The following is a 14,116-nucleotide window of genomic DNA, read 5'->3' as shown; positions in this document are numbered from 1 at the left end:
CTCAGGACGTCGGCGGATTGAAACCGTCGCCGGCTTCGATCCAACTGCGGAAATACTGTTCGTCTTCAGCAGGGAGCGCCGGCTTGGCAATCTTCATGGGCCGGAATGAATCCATCATCACCGCGAGTTCGTTGGTTTCCTTGGCGCCAATGCTCGCTTCAACGCGCCCCGGATGCGGACCATGCGGCAGACCATCCGGATGGTGCGTGATGGAGCCGTACTCAATCCCCTTGCGGCTCATGAACTCGCTCGAGGCGTAGAAGAGCACCTCGTCGCTGTCCACGTTGCTGTGATTGTACGGCGCTGGCACCGCCTGCGGGTGAAAGTCGTACGGACGCGGCACAAAAGAGCAGATCACGAATCCGTCGCCTTGGAACGTCTGATGCACTGGCGGCGGCTGGTGCACCTTGCCGACGATCGGTTCAAAGTCGTGGATGTTGAACGCCCATGGGTAGAAAAAACCATCCCAGCCCACGACGTCGAGCGGATGGTGATCGAGCACCATCTCGGTGAGGGCGTTGTACTGCTTGACGATGATGGGGAAATCTCCCTTTTCGTCGTGCGTCACGAGTTCCGTGGGACGGCGGAAGTCGCGCTCGCTGTACGGCGCGCCTTCCACGATCTGTCCGAACTCCGTGCGATACCGCGAGGGCGTGCGCACATAGCCGCGGCTCTCAAAGCAGAGCAACTTGGCCGGCGTGGTAAAGCGATACCGATGCATGATGCCGCGCGGGAGCATCAGATAGTCGCCGGGCTTAATGGCGAGCGGGCCGAACTGCGTTTCGACCGTGCCCTCTCCTTCGGCGACGTACACCACCTCATCCGCCTGCGCGTTCCGATAAAAATGTTCGTCGGTTTTATCCGGCTCCACCCAGAGCATCGCGATGTCGTTGTTGTACATCAACGGAATGCGGTCGAGCGTAGGCGATCCGCCCTTTGGCAGTTGGCGCGTGCGGAAGTGCCGGTGCCGCAGCGCTGCGCTGTCGTCGGCTTCCCACACGAGCTTCTTGAGTTCGCGCACGGACTTGATGGTCGTGGGCGGATGAATGTGATAGAGCAACGCCGACGGTCCGGTGAAGCCTTCGTTGCCCATCAACTGCTCGCTGTACAGCCCGCCGTCGGGGCGACGAAACACGATATGCCGTTTTCGTGGCACCTGCCCCAGGATGTGATACATCGGCATTAGAGATTCCCCCGCAGTTCCTGCTCGCGTTCAATGCTCTCAAAGAGCGCGCGGAAGTTGCCCTTGCCGAATCCCTTGGCGCCCTTGCGCTGGATGATCTCAAAGAAGAGCGTCGGACGGTCCTGCACCGGCTTGGAGAAGAGCTGCAGCAGGTAGCCTTCGTCGTCGCGGTCCACGAGAATGCCATGCGCCTTCAGCTCGGCGACGGGCTCGTCGATCTTGCCGACGCGCGCCTCGAGGTCGTCGTAATACGACGACGGCGTGCCGAGGAACTCCACGCCGCGCGACTTGAGCGCCTTGACCGTCGCGAGAATGTCGTCGGTGGCGACGGCGATGTGCTGCACGCCCGGCCCGCCGTAGAAGTCGAGGTACTCGTCGATTTGTGATTTCTTCTTGCCGACGGCCGGCTCGTTGATCGGGAACTTAATGCGGCCGTTGCCGTTCGACATCACCTTGGACATCAGCGAGGAGTACTCGGTGGAGATGTCCTTGTCGTCGAAGGTGAGCAGGTTGTAGAAGCCGAGGACGTGCGAGTAGAACTCCACCCACTCGTTCATCTTGCCGAGTTCGACATTGCCCACGCAGTGGTCCACATACTTGAGCCCAACCGGCGGCGCGTTGAACTCCGAGGTCTTGGGCACAAAACCTGGGATGAACAATCCGCGATAGTTCCGGCGCTCGACAATCGAATGGATGGTGTCGCCGTACGTTGCGATAGCGGCAATCACCACTTCGCCGTCGGCGTCGGTGAGCACCGTCGGTTCCTGCACGGAGCGGGCGCCGCGCTCTACGGCTTTGGCCCAGGCATCGCGGGCGTCATCCACCCAGAAGGCGAGATCCTTGACGCCGTCGCCGTGCTTTGCGACATGCTCCGAGATCGCACCCGATGGACCGAGCGCTGATGTGATGACGAGCCGAATCTTGTCTTGTTGCAGCAAGTAGCTCGCGCGGTCGCGCACGCCGGTTTCGGGGCCGCGGTAGCCGACGAGCTGAAAACCGAATGCTGCGCGGTAATACAGCGCCGACTGCTTGGCGTTGCCGACCCAGAACTCGATGTAATCGGTTCCGTTGATCGGAAAGGTGTCGTGTGGCTCGGACTTGAGCGGAGACGCGGTAGTAGCCATGGGGGCTCCTGATAATGGGCGGGTAGACAGTAGACAGTCGAGTACGAACCGTTCACGTGCCACACGCGCAGAATTAGGCGCCGCGGGAACCCGTGCGGGCGCACGTCCACCACCGGGACCACTCGAGTCCGATGGAAGCCTGCCGGAGGAGACAGAGGGCGCCTTTCATTTCCCTAATATAGTGTCCGGTGGGACGGTTCGTCGGAGGGCAAGGAACTGGCGCCCACTCCGGCACTCATCCGAGCGTGCGCAGGCATTCCCGGTCCACATTGCCGCCCGTCACAAAGAGCACGACCTTCGCGCCTTTGGGGACGGTCACTTTTCCGGCCAGCAACGCCGCGAGCCCAGCCGCCGCCGCAGGCTCGGCTAGCACCTTACAGCGCTCAATCAGCAGCCACATCGCCTCGACAATCGCTTCGTCGGGCACGGTGACCATCTCAACGCCCAGTCCCTTCACATGCGCAAAGTTGCGCACGCCGGTGAAGGGCGCGGCAAGGCCGTCCGCGATGGTCGACAGGCGGTCCGGAGCCACTGGGGAGCCGTGGTCGAGACTCTGCCGCATTCCGCAAGCACCATCTGGCTCGACGCCAATCACGCGCGCGGCAGGCCGTAGCCCCCGCGCGGCCACGCTAATGCCGCTCAGCACACCGCCACCGCCGCAGCCCACGAGCAGCACGTCTGGATCGGACACATCCTCGAACGCCTCAAGAGCCAGCGTGCCCGCGCCTGCGATCACGCGGTCATCGTCAAAAGGATGTACGAGCGTCAGGCCGCGCTCTGCTTGTAGGGTATGTGCGGTGCCGAGCAGATCGCCGCTCGTCTGCACGACATCGCCGCCGTAGCCGCGCGTGGCTTCGACCTTACTGCGCACGGCCGTGGTTGGCATGACGACCGTGGCCGACACTCCCATCGCGCGCGCGGCCCACGCCACGGCCTGCGCGTGGTTGCCCGCCGAGAGCGTGACGACGCCGCGTTTCCGCTCTTCTGCCGTGAGCTGATCCATTCGGTTCAGCGCCCCACGCACTTTGAACGATCCCGTTTTCTGAAAGAGCTCGAGCTTGAGAAAGATATCGGCACCGGTCATCGCAGAGAGCGTGGCCGAGGCCATCATCGGCGTACGGCGCACACGGTCGCCAATGACGGTGCGCGCGGCACGCACCGCGTCGAGTGTCACGAGAGGAGCAACGGTGGCTTCGTTGGTCATGTCAACCTCAACTCGGGCAGGTTCCGGTACAGATCGAGCGCGGCGGGATTCGCCAGCGCATCGGTGTTCTTCACCTCGCGGCCGTGGATCACATCACGCACCGCCATCTCGGTAATCTTACCACTGATTGTGCGCGGAATGTCCGCGACCTGCACGATCACCTTGGGCACGTGGTGCGGACTCGCGGCCTCACGAATGCGGCGGCGGAGTGTGTCGCGGAGCGCGTCGTTGAGCACCGCGCCGGCACGGAGCCGCACGAACAGTACGATGCGCACATCGGCACTTCCCTCCGCGACAATCTCCTGCCCCACCACCACGCTCTCGAGAATCTCCTCGAGTTGCTCCACCTGCCGATAAATCTCGGCGGTGCCAATGCGCACGCCACTCGGATTGAGGGTGGCGTCGCTTCGGCCGTAGATCACGAGACCGTCGTGCGCGGTGATCGCGGCCCAATCGCCGTGGCGCCAGACATTGGGATACTGATCGAAATACGCCGCGTGATACTTGGCGCCGTCGGCGTCGTTCCAGAAGGCCACCGGCATTGAGGGAAATGGCGTGGTGCACACGAGCTCACCGGCCTCTCCTCGAACGGACTGCCCCGCCGCATCGAACACATCCACTGCCATTCCCAAACCACGGCACTGCAACTCGCCGCGCCACACCGGCAGCATGGGATTCCCGAGCGCGAAACATGAAATGAGATCGGTGCCGCCCGAAATACTGGCGAGATGCACACCGCTGCGCACGCTGCGGTAGACAAAATCGTAGCTGTGCTCGGCGAGCGGACTCCCCGTGCTCAGGATGGTGCGCATCGCGCTGAGATCGTGCGTGCGCGCTGGGTGCATCCCTTCTTTTTCGCTCATGGCTAAGAACTTGGCGCTCGTGCCAAACACCGCCACCTGCTCCTCGGCCGCAAGCGTCCAGAGCGCGTCGGGCTGCGATGGTGGCATCGGCGCACCGTCGTAGAGCACCACGGTGGCGCCCGAGGCGAGCGCGCTCACGAGCCAGTTCCACATCATCCACCCGCAGGTGGTGAAGTAGAAGATGCGTTCGCCCGCGCGCAGCTCCACGTGCAGCCGGTGTTCCTTGAGATGTTGCAACAGCGTGCCACCCGCGCCGTGCACCATGCACTTGGGGAGCCCGGTGGTACCCGACGAATACATCACATACAACGGATGGTTGAACGGGAGCTGCTCGCAGTACAGCGCGGCGCCCGCACTGCGTGCGAGGCAGTCGCTCCACGGCACGCTGCCGCGCACGGCAGCGATGGACGCGGCGTCGATGCTGTCGCGCAGGAACGGAATGAGCACCACGTGCTCGAGCTCGGGGATGGCCTCCGCGATGTCCGCCACGCGCGCCACGAGATCGATGGCTTTGCCCGCGTATGTGTAGCCGTCCGCGGCAAAGAGCACGCGCGGTGCGATCTGTCCGAAGCGATCGAGCACGCCCTTGGCTCCGAAGTCGGGCGAGCACGAAGACCAGACCGCACCGCAGGCCGCGGCTGCGAGCATCGCGGTGACCGCCTCGGGAACGTTCGGCAGGAATCCTGCCACGCGGTCGCCGGGCCGAACGCCGAGGGCGCGCAATGTGGCGGCGAGTGCCGCGACCTGCTCAGCGAGTGCATCACGCGTGAGGGTGCGGCGGCGGCCTCGTTCGTCGCGAAAGATCAGTGCGAGCTCGGGCCCGCGGTGCCGAAGCAGATTCTCGGCGAAGTTGAGCCGTGCGCCGGGGAACCAATGCGGGCCAGCGTCGGTGGATGGCGGCGCCATGCGCGTACCGCCGACGAGGACCTCGTCCCACGGGAGCGTTCCTTCACCGCGCGACTCGGCGACAACGCCCGTCTCTTCCCACACCGACGCCCAGAACTGCTCCGGCCGGTCGCACGACCAAGCGTGCCAGCGGGCATACGGCGCGTCTGGAGCGGGCGTGCCTGCCCACCGCCGAGCCGCGTTTTCATAGAACGCGAAGAGCTGCGTCTCCAGCGCCTGCGCGGGAACCGGCGCCCAGAGCGGAGCGTTCTGATCGAGAGAATGGTCAGAGCGATTGGTCATTGCTGGAGGCAGGTCGAGTCCAATATGTGTCCGGCGGACTCGGGAAAGTGATGGCAGACGGATTTTCGAATCGGTATTATCTTACATGTCTTAAGTCTGTGCGCCGTAATGGGTAAGGCACCAGACTAAGCGCCTCAACTGAGGCGAACGTTCACAGCACAACAGGAGCTCCCCGCAATGCGACGACTCGCTCTCGCGACGCTGCTCGTACTTGCCACCGTTGCACCGCTGGCCGCCCAGCGTGCCACCGTCGGCGAAATTGGTGTCATGGCCCAGTGGACCAAGTACGATGATTTCACCAAACTCGACAACCCCCTCGGCATTGGCGCCCGCGTCGGCATTTCGCCGTTCGACGCGTGGAATGGCTGGCCGCTTGATCGCGTGGCCCTCGAGTACGAAGTGGACTACTCGAAGACCAAGAGTTCGCGTGTGGGCAATCTGAACGCGCTGAACAACCGCATCAACCTTATCTACACGCACCCCATCAACGATCAGTGGAAGTTTCTGATCGGGGGCGGCTGGACGGGCTCGCGCTATGAGTCGGACACCACCAAGAACCAGTACGATTCCGGCGGCAATGCGTCCATCGGTTTCCGGTACTGCGTGAATGAAGATTGGTCGTGGCGCTTTGGCGGCACGGCGGACTTCAAGGATCCGTCGGACCAGACGCCGAGTGGCCAGCGTACGACGACGTACCGCCTGACGGCCGGCATTAGCCGCATGTTTGGTGGCCACGTCAAGAACAACAGCTGCTACGTGGCTCCGCAGGCGCCGCCCCCGCCGCCGGCTCCGGTGACGCCGGCTCCCGCTCCTGCGCCAGCACCGGCCCCAGCGGCTGCTCCGGCTCCGGCCCCAGCGCCCGCTCCGGCTCCGCCAGCGCCGCCGGCACCGGCTCCGGCCAAGCCGCGCGAACTGCTCACGCTGCATGATGTGAACTTTGCCTTCGACAAGGCCGATTTGACGAAGGCCGCCAAGGACACGCTCGATGTGGGCGTGGCGTTCCTCAAGGCGCACGCCGACACGAAGGTGGAAATCCAGGGGCACACGGATAACATCGGAACGGACGCGTATAACCAGAGTCTCTCGGAGCGCCGCGCGACGATGGTCAAGAACTATTTGGCCGCTCACGGTATTGCCGCGAGCCGCATTGCGATCAAGGGCTTTGGTGAATCGAAGCCGGTGGCCGACAACGCTTCCAAGGAAGGCCGTGCGCAGAACCGTCGCGCGGTGATCATCGAAGTTCCGTAAAGACAATCGGTGCCGCTCACGCGGCGCTGCAGCGTGTCACACGGCGGCGGTCGGGTTTTCCCGGCCGCCGCCGTGTGCGTTGGCGCCGCGGTGAGTAGCTTCCAGTATGTCGCGCATCTTGCTCGCCGACGCTGATGCGTTCTTTGTGGCCGTCGCGCGGAAGGAGGACCCCGAGGGCGCTGGCCGCGCGCCGCTGCTGATCGTGGGCGGCCGTCCGGGCTCGCGCGGCGTGGTCTGCTCTGCTTCATACGAAACGCGCGCGTTCGGCGTGCGGTCGGCCATGTCGATCACGCTCGCGTTGAAGCTCTGCCCCGATGCACTCTGCGTGCCGGTGCCGCGGCAGGCGTGTAGCGATTCCAGTCGCGCGATCAAGCGGGTGCTCGAGCGATTCACGCCGGCCGTGGAAGGGGCGAGCATTGATGAGTGGTACTTGGATTTATCAGGCACCGAAGCGCTCTATCAACACGAATCGCTCGAGGCCACGGCTCGACGCATTCGCGCCGCTGTGCTCGACGAAACGGGAATGGCCCTTTCGATTGGCGGCGGCCCCAACAAGCTTGTGGCCAAGTTGGCGGCGGAGCGTGCCAAACCCACCAAGGCGCCAGAGGCGGGCGGCGTGCACATCGTCCCTGATGACGGCGTGCGCGACTTTATGGCCACGCTCGCCCTCAGCGACATCCCCGGCATTGGCCCCAAACTGACGGCCAAGCTGCACGACCTCGGGCTCGACCGGGTTCCCGACGTCCTGCAACACGACGACGCGACGCTCGCGCGCTGGCTCGACGCCAAAACCGCCGCGTGGCTTCGTGCGCGCGTGGGCGGCAACAGTGTTTCGGCCGTAGAACCGCACGCGCCAGCCAAACAGGTGAGCCGCGAAGAAACCTTTGACCGCGATGTGTCGGAGGTGACCAAGGTGGAATCGGAACTACGGCGCCTCTGCGCCAAGGTCTCGGCCGACCTGCGTGGCGACGGGCTCACGGCGCGCACGGTGACTGTGAAATACCGCACCAACGATTGGACGACCCGCACCGCCGGGCGCACCCTGCGTGAGGGAATAGAATCGGACCGCGCGGTGACGGACGTGGCGTTGGAGCTCTTTCGCAAGTTGCGGGTGGCACAGCGTAAACCGGCGCGCCTCGTTGGCGTGGCGCTCTCGAACTTTGCCTCGTCGCGGGACGCGGAGCAGCTCACAATGTTCGCGACGAGCACGCCGGCAGTGGAGTTGCCCCGCGACCGAGACCTCTCGCGGGCGCTGGACCGCGTGCGCGAGAAGTTTGGCGACGAGGCCATTGGCTCTGGCCCAAAACGGGAGCGCCCGCTGGGCGAGAAAGGGGCGCGCCGCCCCAGGTAACCGCCCTCGATCGTGGAAGAGTGCCGCGCTCCGCTGGCGCGGCCGTGGGCTGGGAGCGCATCTTGCACCGTGCTGGATTCGCTCGGCTTTCGGACTGGCCTGCTGACCAGCGAGCTACCCTCCGAAGCATCCACCAACCTCTCGGTACACCGATGACTCGACTGCGCTCCTCCCTGCCCCTCGCGGCCGCGTTGGTATTCGCGTCCTGCCAGCCGGCGACGGTGCAGACTCCGGCACCCGCTCCCTCGCCCACTCCGTCTGCAGCGGCTGGTGCCGCCCGTCCGGCCGGCGCTCCGGCCACTCCGGCCGACACCACCCGTCCCACGCCGCCCGCCGGTGCACCAGGCGCCGGTGCCGCTGGCGGGCCGGGCGGCCTTCCCGGGGCGGCCGCGGCTGAACCGAACCCACGTCCCTACGCAACGGTCATTCGCGGCGACGTGAAAACCAAGTCAGGGCTCTTCAAGACGCACCGCATTGGATCGCGCGTGCTCTATGAGATTCCGCGCGGTGAGTTGGGCAAGGACATGCTGCTGGTCAGCCAGATCGCCAAGACGACCGTCGGCGCTGGCTACGGCGGCCAGGCGCTCGGCAACCGCGTCGTGCGCTGGGAGCTCAAGAACAATCGCGTGCTCTTCAAGAGCGTGAGCTATCAGATTCGCGCGGACTCGACCGATCCGATTTACCGCGCCGTTGAGGCCGCGAACTACAACGCGATTCTCGCGGCGTTCAACGTTGAGGCCTACGGTGCCGACTCGGCGCCGGTGATTGACGTCTCGCGTATGTATACCAATCCACCCGCCGAGTTGAACGTGACGACGCGGTACCGCGGCGCGATTGACGCGACGCGTTCGTTCCTCGAGCGTGTGGCGACCTACCCGACGAACATTGAAGTCGAAGCCACGCTCACCGTGAACTCGACGCCCGCCCTTCCGGGTGCGCCTGGGGGCTTTGGCCCCGCGCTCCCGCCGTCGGCGTCGTTCCTCGTGCACTGGTCGATGCTCAAGCTCCCCGAGACGCCGATGATGCCGCGTCTGATGGATGAGCGCGTGGGCTATTTCTCCACGAGCACCACGGACTTTAGCCGCCAAGAACTGAAGGCCGCAACACGCACGTTCATTACGCGCTATCGCCTGGAGTGCAGCGATCGCAAGGAAGGCAATCTCTGCTATCCCAAGAAGCCGATCGCGTACTACGTAGACCCCGGCACGCCGAAGTGGCTGCAGCCGTGGGTGGCCAAGGCCATTGATAGCTGGAAGCCGGCCTTCGAAGCCGCGGGCTTCAAGGATGGCATCGTGGCCAAGTACGCACCCACCAAGGAAGAAGATCCGGACTGGGCCGCCGAAGATGCGCGCTACTCGGTGATTATGTGGTTGCCATCGAGCATCGAGAACGCGGTGGGACCGCACGTGCACGATCCGCGCTCGGGTGAGATTATGGAAGCCGATCTGCAGATCTACCACAACGTGATGAACCTCAACACCGACTGGTATTGGACGCAGGCCGGCGCCGTCGACCCGCGCGCCAAGAAGCTCCCCTTCCCGGATTCGCTGGGCGGGCGCTTGATGCAGTATGTGATTGCGCACGAAATCGGCCACTCGCTCGGCTTCCAGCACAACATGAAAGCCAGCGGCATGTACCCGGCCGACTCGATTCGCAACAAGGACTTTGTGCATCGCATGGGACACGTCTCCACGCTGATGGACTATTCGCGCTTCAACTATGTGGCGCAGCCGGAAGACGGCATCGCGCTCGGCGATCTCATTCCGAAGATCGGCCCGTACGACATTTGGGCCACGCACTGGGGCTACGCGCCGATTGCTGGCGCCAAGACACCCGACGAGGAGCGCAAGACGCTCGACAGCTGGGCGCGTGAGCAGGACACCAAGCCGTGGTTGCGTTTCTCCACCGACGACGATCAGGGTGCTGACCCGTACAACAACACCGAAGCCGTGGGCGACGCCGACGCCGTCAAGAGCACCGCGCTCGGCATCAAGAATCTCAAGCGCCTCGTGCCGATGCTGTTGCCGGCCACGCAGGAAGACTTGCAGAACAACGATCAGACGTCGGAGATCTACGGCCGGTTGATTGGTCAGTGGGCCACCGAACTCCGCCACGTGGCGGTGATTGTGGGCTCGGCAGAAACGCAGGAAAAACTCGGTGGGCAAGCCGGTGTGCGATTCACGCCGACGAGCGCGGCGCGTCAGCGTTCCGCGGTAAAGTTCCTGAACGACAATGCGTTTGCGACGCCGACGTATTTCTTGGATCCCGCGATCCTGCGCCGCATTGAGCCGGAAGGTTCGATCCAGCGCATCAACGGCGCACAGCGCGGCGTGCTGTCCACGGTGCTCAGCGACATCCGGTTGTCGCGCCTCGTGTCGTTTGAGGCAGACGCCAAGGCCGGCGAGACGGTCTACACGCTTGCTGAACTCTTGGCGGATGTGCGGAGCGGCGTGTGGGGCGAACTGTCGCACCCGTCGGTGAAAATCGATGCCTATCGCCGCGGACTCCAGACCTCGTATATCGATCTGGCACGCAGCAAGGTGAATCCGCAACCGATTAACCTTGGTCCGATTCCCGCTGGGATTCCGGCGTCGTTCATTGCGCAGCTCACCCGCCGAACGGCGGACGCGAAGGCGATGTTCCGCGCCGAACTCAAGACGCTCGACGGACAGATCGCGGCGGCGCAGGGACGCGCAACCGACCCGATGACCAAGGCGCACCTCGGCGAGGCGCGTCACCAGATTGACGATATTTTGAACCCTAAGAAGTAAGACTCCTTTTCTGGGAAGACCGATATGTGGCCGTGCTTTCGCATTCGTGTTCTTCCGTTGATTCTCGCACTGGGCTCCGGCGTACGCGCCGGGGCCCAGCGCGTATCAGCGGACATTCTGATCACCGGCGGACTTGTGTACGACGGGTCTGGTGCCGCCGGTCGCGTGGCCGACGTAGGGCTTCGTGGTGATCGCATTGTGTTTGTGGGGGACGCCAAGAGTGCTGGTGTCACCGCCACACGCACCATTGTGGCGACGGGGCTTATCGTCGCGCCGGGGTTCATTGACCCGCATACGCATACGCCCACCGATCTTTCGTCGCCGGTTCGGCGCGGCAATGCACCGTATCTGATGCAGGGCGTGACCACCGTCGCCACCAACAACGACGGTGGCGGCGCCACGGACGTCGGACCGCTGCTCGCCAAGTGGGACTCAGCGGGGATTGGCACGAACGCTTTGGTGTACGTGCCGCAAGGCAGTGTACGCGGCCGAGTGCTCGGGATGAGCGATCGCGCACCGAACGCAGCGGAACTCGCCAAGATGGAAGACATCGTCGAACGCGGCATGCGCGACGGTGCCTTTGGCTTGTCGGCAGGGCTCTATTACGCGCCCGGCAGCTATGCGACCACGGAGGAAGTGATTGCGCTCGCCAAAGTGGCCGCTCGGCATGGCGGTATTTACGACACCCACCAGCGCGACGAAAGTTCGTATACAATTGGCCTCCTGGGCTCGGTGCGCGAGGTGCTACGCATTGGACGCGAGGCCAAGATTCCCGTGCACTTCTCCCACATCAAGGCGCTCGGCGCTGACGTGTGGGGCTACGCCGATAGCGTGATCGCACTGATCACAGCGGCGCAGCAGGAAGGGATCACGGTGAGCGCTGACCAATATCCGTACGATGCGTCGGGCACTTCGCTTGTCACGTCGTTGTTGCCGCGATGGGCCGAGGCCGGTGGACGCGATTCGCTGCTGCATCGCATCGCGGATCCCGCCACGCATACCAAGCTTGTGGCGGAGATGCGCGAGAATCTGCGACGGCGCGGCGGGGCGTCCTCACTGCTCGTCGTGAACAAGGCGTCGCGTGAGTTGTACGGGAAGCGTCTCGATGCGATTGCCGCGACGCGCAAACTCGAGCCCGTGGAAGCCGCGCTGGAGATTATCCGCACGGTGGGCGACCAGAGCGTGGCGTCGTTCAACATGAACGCACGCGACATCGAAACGTTTATGAAGGCGCCCTTTGTGACCACCGGCTCTGACGGCTCCGACGGGCACCCGCGCAAGTACGGCAGTTACCCCAAGAAACTCCGCGAGTTTGTGATTGACAAACCCGTGCTCACGATGGCTCGCGCGATTGAAGCGAGCAGCGCCCAGCCAGCGCACGACCTCGGCATTCCGCAACGCGGTAAGCTGGAAGTCGGCTGGTTTGCCGATGTGATTGTATTTGACCCCGCTACGATTCGCGATCAGTCGACCTACACCGAGCCCGAAAAGTTGGCCACGGGAATGCGGTGGGTCTTTGTGAACGGCAAAGGAGCCGTGGACAGTGGTAAACTGACCGGTGTGCTTGCCGGCCATGCCTTGCGGCACAGCAGCTCCGCCGCTCCCTCGAAAGAAAACAAGTGATGCGCACCCTCCCGTTGCACTCCGCCGCCCTGCTCACGGCCTTCACCGCTCTCTCCGTTAACGTCGGCGCGCAATCGATTACGCCGAAGGTGCGCGCCTGGCGCGAGCAGCACGAAATTGAGATTGTGCGCGAACTGGACTCACTCCTCACGATTCCGAACAATGCGTCGGACACACCGAACATCCGACGCAACGCCGAACTGATCCGTACGATGCTCGCCAAGCGTGGCGTGCCGGCGCGCATCCTGGAACACGGCGCGTTTCCGCCCGCGGTGTTCGGCGAACTGAAGGTGCCGGGCGCTACGCGCACGATCATTCTGTATGCGCACTACGACGGCCAGCCCGTGGACCCCAAGGAGTGGGCCACTGCCCCATGGCAACCAGTGTTGCGCGCCAAGCCGGGCGCGAACAACGCTCTGAGTGCCGTGATTCCGATGCCCACGCAGGGGCGGTTCGATCCCGAATCGCGCATCTATGCCCGCAGCGCATCCGATGACAAGGCGCCGATCGTCGCAATGCTCGCCGCTCTCGACGCGATGCGCGCGAATGGCATTGCCCCCACCGTCAATCTCAAGTTCTTCTTTGAGGGCGAAGAAGAAGCGGGCTCCGAGCATCTGCGCGACCTTCTCACCAAATACAAGGATGTGCTCAGCGGCGACGTGTGGCTGATTGTGGACGGCCCGGTACACCAGAGCCGGAAGCAGCTCCTGAGTTTTGGCGTGCGCGGCGTGCTCGGGCTCGAGCTGGCCACGTACGGCCCGGCGCGCGCCCTGCACTCCGGGCATTACGGAAACTGGGCGCCGAACCCTGGCATGTTGATGGTGGAACTCTTAGCGTCGCTCCGCGATGGCGAGGGGAACATCCTGATTGATCATTTTATGGATGACATCGCCAAGCCGACGGCCGCCGAGTTGGCTGCGGTGCGCGCGTTACCGTCCGTTGATGCGCAACTGCGGCGCGATCTCCTGTTGGCACGGAGCGAGGCCAACGACGCGCCGCTCAGCGAACGCGTCATGCTCCCGGCGCTCAACCTGCGTGGCATTCGCGTGGGCAATGTGGCGCCGACGGCCGCGAACGCCATTTCCCCGGAAGCCAAGGCGTCGATTGATTTTCGACTCGTGCCAAACCAGACGCCGCAGCGCATCAAACAACTCTTTGAAGCGCATCTCACCAAACGCGGTTGGTGGATTACGCACGATTCGGTGACTGCCGAGATGCGACTCGCCCACGCACGTGTGGTGCGACTCGACTGGGAAGACGGATATCCGGCGACGCGAACGTCGATGGACCTCGCCGTGTCGCAGGCACTGCGCTCGGTGATCACTGAAGCGCGCGGCGAGGCGGTGCTGATGTCACCGACCTCTGGCGCGAGCCTCGGGCAGTACATCTTCACCGATGTGCTGCGCTCGCCGACCATCAGCTTGCCGATTGTGAACCACGACAACGATCAGCACGCCAAAAACGAGAATGTACGCCTGCAGAACTTGTGGGATGGCATTGAGACGCTCGCCGGCGTGATGGCGAACCTCGGCAAGGCGTGGCCGAGCGTGGTGCCATAAGC

General features: G+C 64.0%; 9 protein-coding genes. 5 read left to right on the top strand and 4 right to left on the bottom strand.

The genetic code is table 11. The features are described 5' to 3' along the window. Window position 1: 1 nt before the first annotated feature. From NTZ43_08795 to NTZ43_08780, 4 genes are all read right to left on the bottom strand, one after another. The gene (locus NTZ43_08795; protein MCX5767303.1) at window positions 2-1,183 is read right to left on the bottom strand and encodes a homogentisate 1,2-dioxygenase; all 1,182 of its coding nucleotides are present in this window, start codon (window positions 1,181-1,183) and stop codon (window positions 2-4) included. Then, complete coding sequence (gene hppD / locus NTZ43_08790) at window positions 1,183-2,307, bottom strand: 4-hydroxyphenylpyruvate dioxygenase (GenBank protein MCX5767302.1); 1,125 nt, start codon at window positions 2,305-2,307, stop codon at window positions 1,183-1,185. Before hppD ends, NTZ43_08795 begins: the two co-directional genes overlap by 1 nt. 235 nt (window positions 2,308-2,542) lie before the next feature. Continuing rightward, a complete protein-coding gene (locus tag NTZ43_08785; GenBank protein MCX5767301.1) occupies window positions 2,543-3,511 on the bottom strand; it encodes a threonine/serine dehydratase in 969 nt (322 codons plus the stop codon). After that, window positions 3,508-5,562: an acetoacetate--CoA ligase gene (locus tag NTZ43_08780; GenBank protein MCX5767300.1), complete on the bottom strand. Its 2,055-nt coding sequence runs from the start codon at window positions 5,560-5,562 to the stop codon at window positions 3,508-3,510. The genes NTZ43_08785 and NTZ43_08780 overlap by 4 nt, the downstream gene beginning before the upstream one ends. A gap of 177 nt (window positions 5,563-5,739) precedes the next feature. Between NTZ43_08780 and NTZ43_08775 the strand changes: the two genes are divergently transcribed. The 5 genes from NTZ43_08775 to NTZ43_08755 all read left to right on the top strand — a co-directional run bounded on the left by NTZ43_08775 (window position 5,740) and on the right by NTZ43_08755 (window position 14,114). Next, window positions 5,740-6,810 carry an OmpA family protein gene (locus tag NTZ43_08775; GenBank protein ID MCX5767299.1) on the top strand — a complete coding sequence of 357 codons (1,071 nt, stop codon included), beginning with the start codon at window positions 5,740-5,742 and terminating at the stop codon, window positions 6,808-6,810. 106 nt (window positions 6,811-6,916) lie between these two features. Beyond that, a complete protein-coding gene (locus NTZ43_08770) occupies window positions 6,917-8,161 on the top strand; it encodes a DNA polymerase IV (GenBank protein MCX5767298.1) in 1,245 nt (414 codons plus the stop codon). A 152-nt stretch (window positions 8,162-8,313) separates the two neighbouring features. Further along, window positions 8,314-10,932, top strand: a complete 2,619-nt coding sequence (locus tag NTZ43_08765; protein MCX5767297.1) for a zinc-dependent metalloprotease — start codon at window positions 8,314-8,316, stop codon at window positions 10,930-10,932. 24 nt (window positions 10,933-10,956) lie between these two features. Next, window positions 10,957-12,555: an amidohydrolase family protein gene (locus NTZ43_08760; protein ID MCX5767296.1), complete on the top strand. Its 1,599-nt coding sequence runs from the start codon at window positions 10,957-10,959 to the stop codon at window positions 12,553-12,555. Then, entirely contained in the window at window positions 12,555-14,114 is a 1,560-nt protein-coding gene (locus NTZ43_08755) for a M20/M25/M40 family metallo-hydrolase (GenBank protein MCX5767295.1), read from the top strand. The genes NTZ43_08760 and NTZ43_08755 overlap by 1 nt, the downstream gene beginning before the upstream one ends. The last annotated feature ends 2 nt before the right edge of the window (window positions 14,115-14,116 follow it).

It is taken from the genome of Gemmatimonadota bacterium (assembly GCA_026387915.1).
Classification (GTDB): Bacteria; Gemmatimonadota; Gemmatimonadetes; order Gemmatimonadales; family Gemmatimonadaceae; genus Fen-1231.
Note: the sequence above shows the minus strand (reverse complement) of the source record. Positions and strands in the feature narration are given on the sequence as shown.

Excerpts from the sequence above, each read along its gene's own strand:
- NTZ43_08795 (MCX5767303.1), bottom strand. The coding sequence starts at position 1,183 with ATGCCGATGTATCACATCCTGGGGCAGGTGCCACGAAAACGGCATATC.
- hppD (MCX5767302.1), bottom strand. The coding sequence starts at position 2,307 with ATGGCTACTACCGCGTCTCCGCTCAAGTCCGAGCCACACGACACCTTT.
- NTZ43_08785 (MCX5767301.1), bottom strand. The coding sequence starts at position 3,511 with ATGACCAACGAAGCCACCGTTGCTCCTCTCGTGACACTCGACGCGGTG.
- NTZ43_08780 (MCX5767300.1), bottom strand. The coding sequence starts at position 5,562 with ATGACCAATCGCTCTGACCATTCTCTCGATCAGAACGCTCCGCTCTGG.
- NTZ43_08775 (MCX5767299.1), top strand. The coding sequence starts at position 5,740 with ATGCGACGACTCGCTCTCGCGACGCTGCTCGTACTTGCCACCGTTGCA.
- NTZ43_08770 (MCX5767298.1), top strand. The coding sequence starts at position 6,917 with ATGTCGCGCATCTTGCTCGCCGACGCTGATGCGTTCTTTGTGGCCGTC.
- NTZ43_08765 (MCX5767297.1), top strand. The coding sequence starts at position 8,314 with ATGACTCGACTGCGCTCCTCCCTGCCCCTCGCGGCCGCGTTGGTATTC.
- NTZ43_08760 (MCX5767296.1), top strand. The coding sequence starts at position 10,957 with ATGTGGCCGTGCTTTCGCATTCGTGTTCTTCCGTTGATTCTCGCACTG.
- NTZ43_08755 (MCX5767295.1), top strand. The coding sequence starts at position 12,555 with ATGCGCACCCTCCCGTTGCACTCCGCCGCCCTGCTCACGGCCTTCACC.